The organism is Qipengyuania sp. MTN3-11 (genome assembly GCF_042851825.1).
In the GTDB taxonomy this organism is placed as follows: Bacteria; Pseudomonadota; Alphaproteobacteria; order Sphingomonadales; family Sphingomonadaceae; genus Qipengyuania.
Genome location: NZ_BTGM01000003.1, coordinates 227,295 through 240,891 on the forward strand (window position 1 = coordinate 227,295; position 13,597 = coordinate 240,891).

Annotated in this window: 12 protein-coding genes, 1 tRNA gene and 1 other RNA gene; 3 read left to right on the forward strand and 11 right to left on the reverse strand. The window is 66.5% G+C overall.

Annotated elements, in window-relative coordinates; genetic code table 11:
- Nucleotides 1-21: 21 nt before the first annotated feature.
- A complete protein-coding gene (locus tag ACGHN1_RS11990; protein WP_390551087.1) occupies nucleotides 22-1,152 on the reverse strand; it encodes a beta-ketoacyl-ACP synthase III in 1,131 nt (376 codons plus the stop codon).
- A gap of 157 nt (nucleotides 1,153-1,309) precedes the next feature.
- On the opposite strand from ACGHN1_RS11990, the gene ACGHN1_RS11995 reads away from it, so the two are divergent.
- Nucleotides 1,310-1,395 (forward strand) — tRNA-Tyr (locus ACGHN1_RS11995).
- Nucleotides 1,396-1,439: 44 nt separating this feature from the next.
- Complete coding sequence (gene rlmB, locus ACGHN1_RS12000; RefSeq protein WP_390551088.1) at nucleotides 1,440-2,225, forward strand: 23S rRNA (guanosine(2251)-2'-O)-methyltransferase RlmB; 786 nt, start codon at nucleotides 1,440-1,442, stop codon at nucleotides 2,223-2,225.
- 67 nt (nucleotides 2,226-2,292) lie between these two features.
- On the opposite strand, the gene ACGHN1_RS12005 is transcribed toward rlmB, so the two are convergent.
- The 9 genes from ACGHN1_RS12005 to ACGHN1_RS12045 form a co-directional block, all read right to left on the reverse strand.
- The gene (locus ACGHN1_RS12005) at nucleotides 2,293-2,583 is read right to left on the reverse strand and encodes an HU family DNA-binding protein (RefSeq protein WP_390551250.1); all 291 of its coding nucleotides are present in this window, start codon (nucleotides 2,581-2,583) and stop codon (nucleotides 2,293-2,295) included.
- A gap of 231 nt (nucleotides 2,584-2,814) precedes the next feature.
- Nucleotides 2,815-5,214: an endopeptidase La gene (gene lon, locus ACGHN1_RS12010; protein WP_390551089.1), complete on the reverse strand. Its 2,400-nt coding sequence runs from the start codon at nucleotides 5,212-5,214 to the stop codon at nucleotides 2,815-2,817.
- Nucleotides 5,215-5,584: 370 nt separating this feature from the next.
- Entirely contained in the window at nucleotides 5,585-6,379 is a 795-nt protein-coding gene (locus ACGHN1_RS12015) for a class II aldolase/adducin family protein (RefSeq protein WP_390551090.1), read from the reverse strand.
- Between the two features lie 49 nt (nucleotides 6,380-6,428).
- Nucleotides 6,429-6,770, reverse strand: a complete 342-nt coding sequence (locus ACGHN1_RS12020; RefSeq protein ID WP_390551091.1) for a YbaB/EbfC family nucleoid-associated protein — start codon at nucleotides 6,768-6,770, stop codon at nucleotides 6,429-6,431.
- Complete coding sequence (locus ACGHN1_RS12025; RefSeq protein WP_390551092.1) at nucleotides 6,767-8,602, reverse strand: DNA polymerase III subunit gamma/tau; 1,836 nt, start codon at nucleotides 8,600-8,602, stop codon at nucleotides 6,767-6,769. Before ACGHN1_RS12025 ends, ACGHN1_RS12020 begins: the two co-directional genes overlap by 4 nt.
- Before the next feature lie 46 nt (nucleotides 8,603-8,648).
- An RNA gene (ffs, locus tag ACGHN1_RS12030) (signal recognition particle sRNA small type) lies at nucleotides 8,649-8,743 on the reverse strand.
- 30 nt (nucleotides 8,744-8,773) lie between these two features.
- Nucleotides 8,774-9,052, reverse strand: coding sequence for an ETC complex I subunit (locus ACGHN1_RS12035; RefSeq protein WP_390551093.1), 279 nt, complete (start codon nucleotides 9,050-9,052; stop codon nucleotides 8,774-8,776).
- A 17-nt stretch (nucleotides 9,053-9,069) separates the two neighbouring features.
- On the reverse strand, nucleotides 9,070-11,499 hold the full coding sequence (gene hrpB, locus ACGHN1_RS12040) for an ATP-dependent helicase HrpB (RefSeq protein WP_390551094.1): 2,430 nt from the start codon (nucleotides 11,497-11,499) through the stop codon (nucleotides 9,070-9,072).
- Between the two features lie 53 nt (nucleotides 11,500-11,552).
- Entirely contained in the window at nucleotides 11,553-12,572 is a 1,020-nt protein-coding gene (locus ACGHN1_RS12045; protein ID WP_390551095.1) for a polyprenyl synthetase family protein, read from the reverse strand.
- Between the two features lie 65 nt (nucleotides 12,573-12,637).
- Here ACGHN1_RS12045 and ACGHN1_RS12050 point away from each other — a divergent pair, with 65 nt between their 5' ends.
- On the forward strand, nucleotides 12,638-12,952 hold the full coding sequence (locus ACGHN1_RS12050) for a chorismate mutase (RefSeq protein ID WP_390551096.1): 315 nt from the start codon (nucleotides 12,638-12,640) through the stop codon (nucleotides 12,950-12,952).
- 15 nt (nucleotides 12,953-12,967) lie between these two features.
- On the opposite strand, the gene ACGHN1_RS12055 is transcribed toward ACGHN1_RS12050, so the two are convergent.
- Nucleotides 12,968-13,561: a hypothetical protein gene (locus ACGHN1_RS12055; protein ID WP_390551097.1), complete on the reverse strand. Its 594-nt coding sequence runs from the start codon at nucleotides 13,559-13,561 to the stop codon at nucleotides 12,968-12,970.
- Nucleotides 13,562-13,597: the final 36 nt, after the last annotated feature.

Here is a 13,597-nt window from a genome sequence, read left to right on the forward strand (position 1 = left end):
ATTCCGGGCTCGGATCCCTGCTCAGGCAGCCTTGCGTACGAACACCGTGCCCGCCGAATAGCCGGCGCCGAAGCTGCATATCAGTCCGGTGTCGCCCGCCGAAAGATCCTCGCTGTGGAGATGGAAGGCGATGATGGAGCCTGCGCTCGAGGTATTGCCATAGGTGTCGAGCACGGTCGGACTCTCGTCCTCGCTCGCCTCGTGACCCAGAACCTTGTGCGCGATGAGCCTGTTCATTCCCGCATTGGCCTGGTGCAGCCACATCCGGCGCAGCGAAGTCGGCTCGATGTTGAGACGATCCGCTTCCTCCATGATCATCTGAGCCACCATCGGCACGACCTCCTTGAAAACTTTGCGCCCCTCCTGGACGAAAAGCTTGTCGGCCGTGCCGGCATTGTCCGGGTAGGCACGGTTGAGGAAACCGAAATTGTTGCGGATGTTGTTGGAAAAGACGGTCTTCAGCTTCGTGCCCAGAATGTCCCAATGCCGCGCCGGTGCCATCCCCGCATCCTCGACCAGCACCGCGGTGGCGACATCGCCGAAAATGAAATGGCTGTCCCGGTCACGCCAATTGAGATGCCCGCTGGTGATCTCGGGGCTGACCACCAGCACGCTGCGCGCGTTGCCCGAGCGAATATAGTCCGCAGCGGTCTGGATCCCGAAGGTCGCGCTGGAACACGCGACGTTCATGTCGAAACCGAAGCCGTCGATCCCAAGCTCTTGCTGGATTTCGATGGCCATTGCCGGATAGGGGCGCTCCATGTTGGACGCGGCGCACAGCACCGCGTCGACATCCGCCGCGCCGCGTCCGGCGCGGGCCAGCGCATCGCGTGCCGCCTTGACGCCGATTTCCGCAAGGACCGACAGCTCGTCGTTGCCCCGCTCGGCCCATCTCGGCGCCATGATCGCGGGATCGAGCACCGGTGCCTTCGCCATCACGTGGCGCGCCTTGATGCCGCTCGCCTTCTCGATGAATTCGACCGAGCTTTCTTCCAGCGCTTGGACCTCGCCAGCTTCGATCGCCTCGGCGTTTGCGGCGTTGTGCTGTCGGACGAAGGTGTTGAAGCTGGCGACCAGCTCCTCGTTCGAAATGCTGTCTTCGGGAGTGAACAGTCCGGTCGCGGAAATGACGGGTCGGTGGGTCGCTTGCATCGCGGCGGGGTAATCCCATGCTCGGCGCGGAGCAAGCCTGCGGGCACGAGTTGACAGGGTGCGGCACCTTCGCCAAAGGGGCGCGTCTCGGCACGGGGCGGGCCATTACCGCCCCTCGCAACCAGAGCGGCGAAACCCGCTCCGACAGCCGGTTCGTGGACAGGTGGCCGAGTGGTTAAAGGCAGCAGACTGTAAATCTGCCCGCGCAAGCGTACGCTGGTTCGAATCCAGCCCTGTCCACCATCCGGCCCTTTTCCTTTTTCGCTGGCACTGGCACAGCGCCCCCCATGGCAAAGAACAGGAAGAAGGCGCTGCGCGGCCGGGCCGGCCGAATGCAGGGCGGACGGGGCAGCGGCCGGGCGAGCACCGGTCAGGTGCGGTTGTGGGGTCACCACGCGGTCGAGGCTGCCCTGAAGAACCCGGCGCGGGCGCATCACAAGCTGTGGGCGACGCGCGAGGCGATCGCCGAGCTCGACGGGGAGTTGCCGCCCGATTTCCCGGTGGAATATGCCGACAACCCAGACCTCGATCGCCTGGTGGCGCGCGACGCTCCGCATCAGGGTCTGGTGCTGGAATGCGCCGCGTTGGAGGATGTCTTCCTCGCCGATGTCATGGCGGGCGAGGCGGATCGGCCGCTGGTGGTGCTCGATCAGGTCACCGACCCGCACAATGTCGGGGCGATCATGCGCTCGGCCGCGGCCTTCGGTGCCAGCGCGATCGTCACGCAGGACCGCCATGCTCCGCCCGAGGGCGGTGTGCTCGCCAAGGCGGCGAGCGGCGCGCTCGAGGTGCTCCCGTGGGTCAGGGTCGTCAATCTCGCTCGCGCGCTCGAGGAGATGGCGGAGGCTGGCTACTGGCGGATCGGGCTCGCGGGCGAGGCCGAGGCGACGCTAGCGGAGGCGCTGCCGGCTGGACCCGTCGCGCTGGTGCTGGGAGCAGAAGGCCCCGGCATGCGCCAGAACATCGCCGCGCATTGCGATGCGTTGGCGCGGCTGCCGATCAGCGAGAGCGTCGAGAGCCTCAACGTGTCGAATGCCGCGGCGGTGGCTCTCTACGCGGTCGCGGCGCGCTGACCGGACGCGAAAACGCCGCACCGTCCGAATGGGACAGCGCGGCGTTTCGAATCCTTGCTGCCGTGGCTTAGTTGACGGCGTCCTTGAGGCCCTTGCCGGCCTTGAACTTGGGCTGGTTGGATGCCTTGATGGTCATCGGTTCGCCGGTGCGGGGGTTGCGGCCGGTCGAGGCCTTGCGCTTGGCGACGGAGAACGAACCGAACCCGACCAATCGCACCTCGTCGCCCTTCGACAGCGCTTTCTGGATCGAATCGAAAACCGCTTCCACGGCGCCCGATGCATCGTTCTTCGAAAGCCCGCTGGAATCCGCGACGGCGCTGATCAGGTCGTTCTTGTTCATCGTTTTCTGTCCCCTAATGGAAATGCGAGCGGCGATCGGGAATCGATCAGCCTGGGCCGGGGCGAATTGAACCGAGTTTCCCCGCGCTGTCAAAGCCAAATCCGGCGAAATCTCCCCAAAAACGGCCGAAATCGGGCCGCTTATGGTGAATCTTCCAAAAGTGGCGTGCGCCGAGCCGCCACGGGCGGCCCACCCGATCCGACCTTACCGCATATGGTGTATCGAGTCGCTGCGGCGCAGCATCGCATCTCAATGCGCAGTCGGCGTACCGGTCTGCGAGGCGGCGACCACCGAGACGGGCTGACTGGCGAGATCGTCGGCCTCGGTCCATTCGATCGGTTCGGGAACCGAGGTCAGCGCGATTTCGAGTACCCGATCGACGTGGCCCACGGGCACGATCTCGAGACCCTCCTTCACGTTCTCGGGAATCTCGGCGAGGTCCTTAACGTTCTCCTCGGGGATGAGCACGGTCTTGATCCCGCCGCGCAGCGCGGCAAGCAGTTTCTCCTTGAGCCCGCCGATCGCCAGCACACGGCCGCGCAGCGTGACCTCGCCGGTCATCGCCACGTCCGGACGCACTGCCACACCACTGAGCGTCGAAACGATCGAGGTCACCATGCCGACACCCGCGCTCGGCCCATCCTTTGGCACCGCACCTTCGGGGAGGTGGATATGGATGTTCTTACGCTGGAAGATGCTCGGCTTGATCCCGTAATGCGGCGCACGCGCCTTCACGAAGCTGAAGGCCGCGGCAACGCTCTCGTTCATCACCTCGCCGAGCTTGCCGGTGGTCTTGATCTCGCCCTTGCCAGGCGTGGTAACGCTCTCGATCGTCAGCAGCTCGCCGCCGACCTCGGTCCAGGCAAGGCCGGTGACAGCGCCGATCTGCGCTTCGTCCTCGCCCATGCCGTGCTTGAACTTGCGCACGCCGGCGAAGTCGGAAAGGTTCTCGGGCGTGATGGTGACGCTCGTCGCCTTGCCTTCGAGAATCCGCCGCAAGCTCTTGCGCGCCAGCCGCGCCAGTTCGCGTTCGAGCGTCCGCACCCCGGCCTCGCGGGTGTAGTAGCGGATCAGATCGCGCAAACCGTCCTCGGTCAGCTCGAATTCGTCCTTCTTCAGCCCATGGTCCTTGACCTGCTTGGGTAGCAAATGGCGCGTCGCGATCTCGACTTTCTCGTCCTCGGTGTAACCTTCCAGCCGGATGATCTCCATCCGGTCGAGCAACGGTTGCGGCAGATTGAGGCTGTTCGCGGTGGTGACGAACATGATGTCCGAAAGGTCGAGGTCGAGCTCCAGATAGTGATCCTGGAACTTGCTGTTCTGCTCGGGGTCGAGCACCTCGAGCAAGGCCGATGCGGGATCGCCGCGGAAATCCTGGCCGAGCTTGTCGATCTCGTCGAGCAGGAACAGCGGGTTGCTCTTGCCCGCCTTCTTGAGGTTGGTGACGATCTTGCCCGGCAGCGAGCCGATATAGGTCCGGCGGTGGCCGCGGATTTCGGCCTCGTCGCGCACGCCGCCCAGCGACTGGCGCACGAACTTGCGTCCCGTGGCGCGGGCGATCGACTTGCCGAGGCTGGTCTTGCCGACGCCCGGCGGGCCGACAAGGCACAGGATCGGGCCCTTGAGCTTGTTGGTCCGCGCCTGAACTGCGAGGTATTCGACGATCCGGTCCTTGACCTTCTCCAGCGCGTAGTGATCGGCGTCGAGCACTTCCTGCGCCTTCGAAATGTCCTTCTTGACCTTGCTCTTCTTGCCCCAGGGCAGGCCGAGCAGCACGTCGAGATAGTTGCGGATGACGGTCGCCTCCGCGCTCATCGGCTGCATCGTCTTGAGCTTCTTGAGTTCGCTCTCGGCCTTGCTGCGCGCTTCCTTCGACAGCTTGGTCTTGGCGATCTTCTCGGTCAGTTCGGCGATCTCGTTGCCACCCTCCTCGTCACCGTCGCCGAGTTCGTTCTGGATCGCCTTGAGCTGTTCGTTGAGGTAATATTCGCGCTGGGTCTTCTCCATTTGCCGCTTCACGCGGCCGCGGATCTTCTTCTCGACCTGGAGGACCGACAGCTCGCCCTCCATAAAGGACATGACCATTTCGAGGCGCTTGAGCGGGTCGAATTCGGCGAGCAGGGTCTGCTTGTCGGAAACCTTGGCGGCGACGGCCGCGGCGATGGTATCGGCGAGTTCGCCGGCATCGTCGATCTCACCCAACTCCTCTGCCGCGCCCTCGCCCAGCTTCTTGTTGAGCTTGGCGTATTCGCCGAACTGCTCGATCACCTGGCGCATCATCGCGGTGACCTCGCTGCCGGCCGCGGTGTCGGGTTCGCGCAGGGTGACGGCGGCGACGACGTAATCGTCCTTCGCTTCGAGGCTTTCGAGCTGCGCGCGTGCGGTGCCCTCGACCAGCACGCGCACCGTGCCGTCGGGGAGCTTGAGCATCTGCAGCACCTGCGCGACCGCGCCCATGTCGTAGAGATCCTCGCGCCCGGGATCGTCGCAACCGGGATCGAGCTGGGCAAGCAGGACGATGTCCTTGTCGCCCTCCATCGCGGCTTCGAGCGCCGCCACCGACTTGTCGCGCCCGACAAATAGCGGAACGACCATGCCGGGGAAGACGACGATGTCGCGGAGGGGGAGAAGCGGGAATGTCTGGGTCATGGGCGAGATATGGGAAGCCACGGGACGGCGTGCAACGGGCGGCCCGGGCTAAGCTGTGGGAAGCGGGTTTGGGAGCAGCGCGGTGTTGGAGATGTTACAGGTGTTACACGGTTCAGAAGGGAAAATAACGGGATCAAATTCTGAAAAAAATATCGGTTCGGCAAGGCCTTTTTGGCCGTATTGCCAACCGTACCCAGGAACATGAATGTAGGAAAATCTCTTCCCTTGCGGGAGAGATGCCCTGGCCTTCACTTCCGGATTTGATCCGCGGCACCAGCCGAAGTCGGGAGGAGGCGCCGGTGCAGGGTCGCTGCTCCGCTACAGGCCCGTCGCCAAACCCTTCCCGCAAGGTGAGAGGGCTCGACGGCATTTAGTCCCGAAAACCCGGATCGATCCGATCCAGCTTCCGCAACAACGCCGGCCAGGCCAGCGCGTTGGCGATCATGCCGATGCCGGCGGGCGGGGTCTGCGCCTTGACCTTCTCGGGCGTGCCCTGTGGCGGGTTGTTGAGGTTCTCGCGCCCCGCGCTCAGCATCTTCACCTGCGCCTCGCACGCGCGCTCGATGAAATAGAGCCGCAGGAAGCATTCGCCCACCGTCTTGCCGATCGCCAGCGTGCCGTGGTTGCGCAGGATCATCGCGTGGCAATCGCCCATGTCCTCGACCAGCCGCTCTCGCTCCTCGAGATCGGTCGCGATGCCCTCGTAGTCGTGATAGGCGATGTCGCTGCGCGCGATCATGCCGGTCTGGGTGTGTTCGAGCAGGCCCCATTCCATCGCGCTTACCGCCTGCCCGTCGGGCGTGTGCAGGTGCATCACCGCGGCCGCTTCCTCGCAATTCATGTGGAGCGCCGAATGGATGGTGAAGCCAGCCGGATTGACCGGGTGGCTGGTGGAAATGACGGGCTGCCCGTCGACGTCCATCTTGACGAGGCTGGATGCGGTTATCTCTTCGAACATCATGTCGTAGGGATTGATGAGGAAGTGATGTTCGGGGCCCGGCACCCGAGCGGAGAGATGGGTGAAGATCAGATCGTCCCACCCGTAATGCGCGACCAGGCGATAGGCCGCCGCGAGATCGACGCGGACCGCCCACTCCTCGTCGCTGACTTGCGCGCGGATATCGGCGTCGTTGCCGGTGGAATTGTCGTTCATAACGGTGGCCATGGATCGATCTCCTTCAATTGTGCGCGGCGTGCGAAAGCACGTCCGCCGGTCAGCCCATGCCGGGCAGGTTGAAGCCCGGTGGCAGGCCCATGCCGCCCTGGAGCTTCTGCATTTCGTCGGCGGATTTCCGGTCCGCCTTGTCGCGGGCATCGTTGAAGGCGGCGGCGACGAGGTCCTCGACCATCTGCTTTTCCTCCGGCTTCATCAGGCTGTCGTCGATGGCGACGCCGAGGATGCGGCCGCGGGCGGTGGCGCGGACCTTGACCAGCCCGCCACCGGCGCTGCCCTCGACCTCGATGGTGTCGAGCTTGGCCTGGGTCTCGCCCATCTGGCTCTGGATGGTTTCGGCCGCCTTCTGCGCGGCGGCGAGCATTTCTTCCATGGATTTCATGATGCGTTGCGTCTCCAATTGCGCGGCGCCGCGGGCGGCGCGTCGCTGTCTTCGATGATTTCCGCGCCGGGAAAGGCGGCGAGCGTCGCCTCCACCAACGGATGCGCGCGGGCTTCGGTTTCCTCCGCCGCGCGCCGCGCCTGCGCGCGCTCGGCGATCGAGGGCGCGGCCTCGGCGTCGGACGTCTCCAGCACCCAGCGCATTCCGGTCGCGGCATGCAGGGCATCGCGCAGCACGGGGCCGATGTCATCGGTATATTTCGGATCGCGGCTGTAGCGCAGGGTGCCCGGCTCGACCCAGATCGGGCGGACCTGCAGCTTCATGATGCTGGCGGCGAGATGCTGCCCGGCATTTTCGACCTTTTCGACCAGTTCTTCCCAGACGATCGCAGGAGAGGACGCGGCGCTGGCGCCTCCGCCCTCGCCGGCAGCCGTTCCCTGTACCGGGGGATTGGCGGCCAGGCTTTCGAGCGTGCGCGCCAACTTGCCTGGGTCGGGCTGGTCCGCGGCGTGGAGCACACGCAGCAGCGCCATTCGGGCGGACACCAGCGGATCGGGCGCCTGGCGCACTTCCTCGTGCCCCTTGAGCAGCAATTGCCACAACCGGTGGAGTTGCCCGACGGAAAGGTCGCGGGCCCATTGCGAAATCTGTTCGCGCTCCTCGGCCGAAGGGCCGTCGGCCTCTCCGTTCGCCACCTGCGCCACGGTGATCCGGTGGGTGAGGTCCATCAGCGCGCGCAGCATCGCCAGCGGCTCGACCCCGAGCGCATATTGCTCGTCCACCGCCCCCAGCAACGCTGCGGACTCGCCCTCGAGCAGATGGCCGAGCAGCCGCCGCTGCGCGCCCTTGTCGGCGAGCCCGAGCATGTCGCGCACCCGTTCGGCGGTAACGCTGTCGTTCTCGCCCATGTCGGCATGGGCGATGGCCTGATCGAGGATGGAAAGACCGTCCCGCACCGATCCTTCCGCGGCATTGGCGATGATATGGATCGCCTCGTCCTCGGCCGCGACGCCTTCCTTGGCGCAGATCTCCGCGAAGTGGGTTTCGAGCAACTCGACCGGGATCCGCCGCAGGTCGAAGCGCTGGGTGCGGCTGAGCACCGTGACCGGCAATTTGTCGACCTCGGTGGTCGCAAAGAGGAACTTCACATGCGCAGGCGGCTCCTCAAGTGTCTTGAGCAAAGCATTGAAAGCATTGCGCGACAGCATGTGGACTTCGTCGATGATGTAGATCTTGTAGCGCGCCGATACGGCGGAATAGCGCACCGCCTCGATGATCTCGCGCACATCGTCGACACCGGTGTGGCTGGCGGCGTCCATCTCGATCACGTCGATGTGCCGACCCTCGGCGATCGCCACGCAGGGCTCGCACACGCCGCAGGGATCGATGGTCGGGCCGCCCTTCCCGTCCGGGCCGATGCAGTTGAGCGCCTTGGCGATCAGCCGCGCTGTCGAGGTCTTGCCGACCCCGCGCACGCCGGTCATCAGGAAGGCGTGGGCCAGCCGCTCGCGCGCGATGGCGTTGGCCAGCGTGCGGACCATGGCATCCTGCCCGATCAGCTGCGAAAAGGTCTGCGGCCGGTATTTGCGCGCGAGCACGCGATAGGGCTGCGCGGTTTCCGGGACTGCCGCCGGAGCCTGCGCCTGTTTTGGTTCGGCTGGGGATTCGGCCGGCGGTTCCGGTTGGGGATGCGGCGGTGGCTCCGCACCGCCGAACAGCGCCGATTGCCCCGCCTCCTCGAGTTCCGACGCGGTGGGGGCGGCATCGTCCGCATCGCCTTCGGTCCCGGTTTCCCAGGGCAGCGAGTCGGAAGTGTCCGGTGAATCGGCCATGCCCGCTAGCTAGGGGCTGGCGCGCGGAATGTCATGCCGATGATGGGAAAAAGGAGCCGAGCGACCCGTCGCAATTCACCTGGGCTGCTTCCTTCCGGACCTGACCCGGTGAGCGAACGCAAACGTCCACCCGACTCCCGGTCCGCCATATGGCGGCACGGGATTCGAAAATCAACGGAAGTTGTCGGCGTAGGCCTGGAGCTTGAGATGCTTGGGCGGCGTCGCATGAACCCGCGCGGCGATGCCGTGCTTTTCCGCATAGGCCCTGGCGGCATCCTTGCTCTCGAAGGTGAGCTGCACCTGCGCCTGCGTGTCGGAACTGCCGGTCCAGCCCATCAGCGGATCGGCGCGGCGCGCCTCGGACTGCTCGAATTCGAGCACCCATTCGTCGATCCGGGCCTTGCCGGATTGCATCGCCGATTTCGGCCTCTGGTAGATACGCGCTGCCATAGTGCCGTCTTCCTAATTCAGCCGCCGGAATTTTGGAAGGCGTTCCTGGTTTTCAGGCTCGGCTTTTCCGCCCAAGGTTCGGCGGGCCAGCGGTGCTTGGGATAGCGGCCCTTCATGTCCTTTGCCACGTCCGCCCAGCTCCCCCGCCAGAACCCGGGCAGGTCGCGCGTCGCCTGGACTGGGCGGCCGGCCGGGCTGGTGAGCTTGAGCAGCAGCGGCGTGTCGCCGACCAGCGGATGCCGGTCGAGCCCGAACAGCGCCTGCACCCGGACCTCGACGCTGGGCGCATCGTCGGCCGTATAGTCGATCCTGTGCGTAGTGCCGGCCGGAGAGGCGAAGTGGCGCGGCGCGCGGGTATCGAGGCGCTGGCGCGTGTCCCAGTCGAGCAGGCCGAGGAGGCTGTCGACCAGGGAGGACCGGGGGATGGCGAGATCGCGGCGCCCGTGGAGCAGCGGCTCCAGCCAGAGGCCCGCATCGGCTTCCAACCGTTCGGTCGACAGCCCCTCGATCCCGGCGAAGCGCGCGCGGGCCAGGAGATCGGCGGGGAGCAGGGCCTCCAGCCTCTCCAGCGCCTTCTCGCGCAAAAGATCGGCGAGGGCCTGCGGGTCCGGTTCCGGGTCGGGGACGCGCGTCAGTTTGACCGCGCCCAGCCTTCGCTCCCGCCGTGCGACGGCGCGATCGTCGCGCCATTCGACCAGGCTGCGGCTTTCGATCGCTTCGACCAGCCAGAATTCGACCTCCTCGCGCGTCATCGCGGCCGCGGCCGTGATGCGCGCACCCCGGGCCATGCCCTGCGCATCGCCGATCACGAGAAATTCGCTGCGGGCGAGCGGAGAGGCGGGGTCGAGGACATAGCCGCGCCCGCCGCCCGACAGCCAAGTCTCGCCGCCGGTATCCCGCCGCATGGCCACGAACTCCGCGCTTCCGGCAGCGAGAATGGCGGCGAGCGGCGGGTCTTCGGCCCGTCCTTTCTCTCCGCCGACCAGCCGCGCTGCCTTGTCCGCCCAGCCCTGCGCCAGCCGGCGCGACGCCTGCGCGCGCGGCGAGCGATCGGCGTTCCAGCGGTCGAGCCGCGTGCCGAGGTCTTCGCTCGTCCCGCCCAGCTTGCGTTCCTGCAGCAGCAGCGCCAGCCGCGCCGCGCGTTCGCCTGCGCCGTGGCGGGCGCCGAACAGCACCATCGCTGCCCCCCGCGGATCGAGCGGCAGCTGCGAGAGCTCTTCGCCCGCCGCTGTCAATCGCCCATCGGGATCGAGCGCACCGAGCGATCCCAGCCGGCCGCGCGCTGCCGCCAGCGAGGCTTCGGGCGGTGCATCCAGGAAGGGGAGTTGCTCCGGCGGGCTGCCCCATTGCGCGGCCTTGAGCACCAGCGGGGAGAGGTCGGCAATCGCGATCTCGGGCGGATCGTAGGGCGGGCGTCCCCTGTGTCCGCCCTCCTCCCACAGGCGGTAGGCCACGCCCGGGCCCTGCCGCGCGGCGCGGCCCGCGCGCTGGGCCGCCGCAGCCTGGCTGGCACGTTCGGTGACGAGATGGGTGGTGCCCGCCGCGCGATCGTATTCGGCGCGGCGAGAGAGACCGCTGTCGACCACCACCGAAACCCCGTCGAGCGTCAGCGAAGTTTCGGCGATGGCGGTCGCGAGGACGATGCGGCGGCGGCCCTCGGGATCGCGGCGGATCGCGGCGCGCTGGGCTTGCGGCTCGACCTGCCCGTGGAGCGGCAGGACCAGGGCTTCCGGCAAGCCGCTCTCCAGCCGCTCGCGCACCCGTTCGATCTCGCCGACGCCGGGGAGGAAGGCGAGGATGTCGCCCGTTTCCTGACGCCATACCGTCCGCACCGTCACCGCGACCGCTTCGTCGATCCGCTGGTCAGGCCTTGAACCCAGCCATTCGATCCTCAGGGGATGCGCCCTGCCCTCGCTTTCGACCACAGGTGTGCCCGGCCCGAGCAGACCGGCGAAGCGCGCGCCGTCGATCGTCGCCGACATCACGAGCACCCGCAGATCCTCGCGCAGCACGCCGCGGGTCTCCAGCGCGAGCGCAAGACCCAGATCGCTGTCGAGATTCCGCTCGTGAGCCTCGTCGAACAGCACCGCCGACACGCCGCCGAGTTCGGGATCGTCGAGGATACGGTTGACGAAGATCGCCTCGGTCATGACGAGGACGCGGGTCCGGGCGGAGGTCCGACTGTCTAGCCGGGTGACGTAGCCGACGGTTTCGCCCGGCTTTTCACCCAGCATCTCGGACATGCGCTCCGCCGCCGCCCGCGCGGCGACGCGGCGCGGGCTGGTCAGGATCACCTGCCCGCCGCACCAGCCCTCGCCGATCAGCGCGGGCGCCACCGAAGTGGTCTTGCCCGCTCCCGGAGGCGCGACCAAAACCGCGCCCGCGCCCTCGCGCAAGGCGGCCAGCAATCCTGGAAGGACGGCATGGATGGGCAGGTCCGAAAGCATCGCCGGGCCCTAGCTCACTCGGCCATCCTGGCAAAACCCGGAGGGCCGAAGGTTCAGTACCCCCGCGCCACCGCGAATTCCGCAGCCTGCGCCATCGCCCGGCGTGCCCTGCCGTCGGGGAAGATCGCCAGCGCGTCGATCGCACGCTGGGCGAAATGACGAGCGCGCGCGCGCGTGTCCGCCACCGCCCCGTGACGACCTATCAATGAAATCGCGTGGTCGAGATCGGCATCGGAACTCCGGTGTCCGCCGATCGCGGCGCGCCAGAAGGCGCGTTCCTCCTCGCCGCCGCGGGCGTAGGCGAGGATCACCGGCAGGGTCATCTTCCCTTCGCGGAAATCGTCGCCGCGATCCTTGCCCATGGCGGCGGCATCCGAATCGTAATCGATCGCATCGTCGACCAGCTGGAACGCGACACCGAGATTGCGGCCGTACTCGTCGAGCGCCTGTTCCTGTTCCTCAGAACATTCGGCAACCACCGCCGCGACCCGGGCGGCGGCGGCGAAGAGCGCGGCGGTCTTGGCGCGGATGATCTGCAGATAATGCTCCTCGCTGGTGTCGATCTTGCGCTGCGCAGTGAGCTGATCGACTTCCCCCTCCGCGATCACCGCGCTGGCGCCGGACAGGATCTTGAGCACCTTGAGGCTGCCGTCCTCTACCATCAGCTCGAAAGCGCGGCTGAAGAGGAAATCGCCGACCAGGATCGAGGCCGGATTGCCGAAAATGATGTTGGCCGCCGCCTTGCCGCGCCTCAGGTCGCTGCCGTCGACGACATCGTCGTGGAGCAGAGTGGCGGTGTGGATGAATTCGACCGCGGTGGCGAGCTTGTGGTGCCGCGTCCCGTTGTAGCCGACGAGTTCGGCCCCCGCGAGCGTCAGCATCGGCCGCAACCGCTTGCCCCCGCCCGAAATGAGATGGCCGGCAAGCGCGGGTATCAGCGGTATCTCGCTCTGCATCCGCTCGAGGATGACGGAATTCACCGCGTTCATTCCCTGGGCCGTCAAGCCCAGCATCGGTTCGAGCGAGGGCGGCGGAGCGTCTCGGCGGGCTAGCGGGATCACGTCGGCAGGCATAGCGGCCCGGCAATGAAGGGGCGCATGTTTCTTGGCAAGCGCGCAATTGCTGATAGGTCTTGCGCGTGACCCAGACCGCATCCCCGCCGCCGCACGCAGCCCCCGACGATTTGCTCGCGACCTATCGCAAGAGCATCGACAACATCGATGCGGCGCTGATTCACATCCTGGCGGAACGGTTCCGGATCACCAAGGCGGTGGGCGAACACAAGGCTCGGCTGGCGCTGCCGCCCGCCGATCCTTCGCGCGAGAAGGCTCAGATTGCCCGGATGCGGCAGCTCGCCGAGGAGGCCGAGCTCGACCCGGCGTTCAGCGAGAAATTTCTGCGCTTCGTCATCGACGAGGTCATCCGGCATCACGAACGCGCGCGGGACGGCTGACCGGACGCGATCCGATCAATCGTCGCGCAGGCGGTTCCGCCGGAAGTCGCGGCGATCCCCGCGCCGGTCGGATCGCCGGGCCCGTTGCTGGTCGCGAGCCTCGCGCCCACGTTCGATTCGGGCGCGGTTGCGCTCGCGCAGGTCCCGGCCCCGCTCGGCCCGGGCGCGGTTGCGGTCCCTCACGTCCCGGCCCCGTTCGCGCGCCCTTTCGTAACGTTCGCGCCGCTCGTCATCCCGGTCCCAGTTCCGCCGACCGTCGCCATAGCGCCGTACCTCGCGATGATCGCGCCGGACGTAATCGCCCCGGCGATTGTAATTGTACCCGCGCCACTGTTCGCGAATGTTCCGGTGTCCGGTGCGGCGCGCAATCCAGTAATTGCGCTGGCGATCCGACCATGAATGGCGATAACCGCGCCGGTCCCAGACATAATATCCGGTACCCGGATAATAGTAATCGTCATACCAGCCGTAATATGGCGCATAGCTTCCGGCGCCATATCCGACGGAGACTCGGGAGCCGTAATAATTGTCGTATCCGGATGTCGAGCATGCGCCGAGACCCATGGCCGCAGCTATCATCAGTGCGGGGCGTATATAGGGGAAAGGCATCCTGATCTCCGGTTCGTTCGATTGTCGAATCGGAAA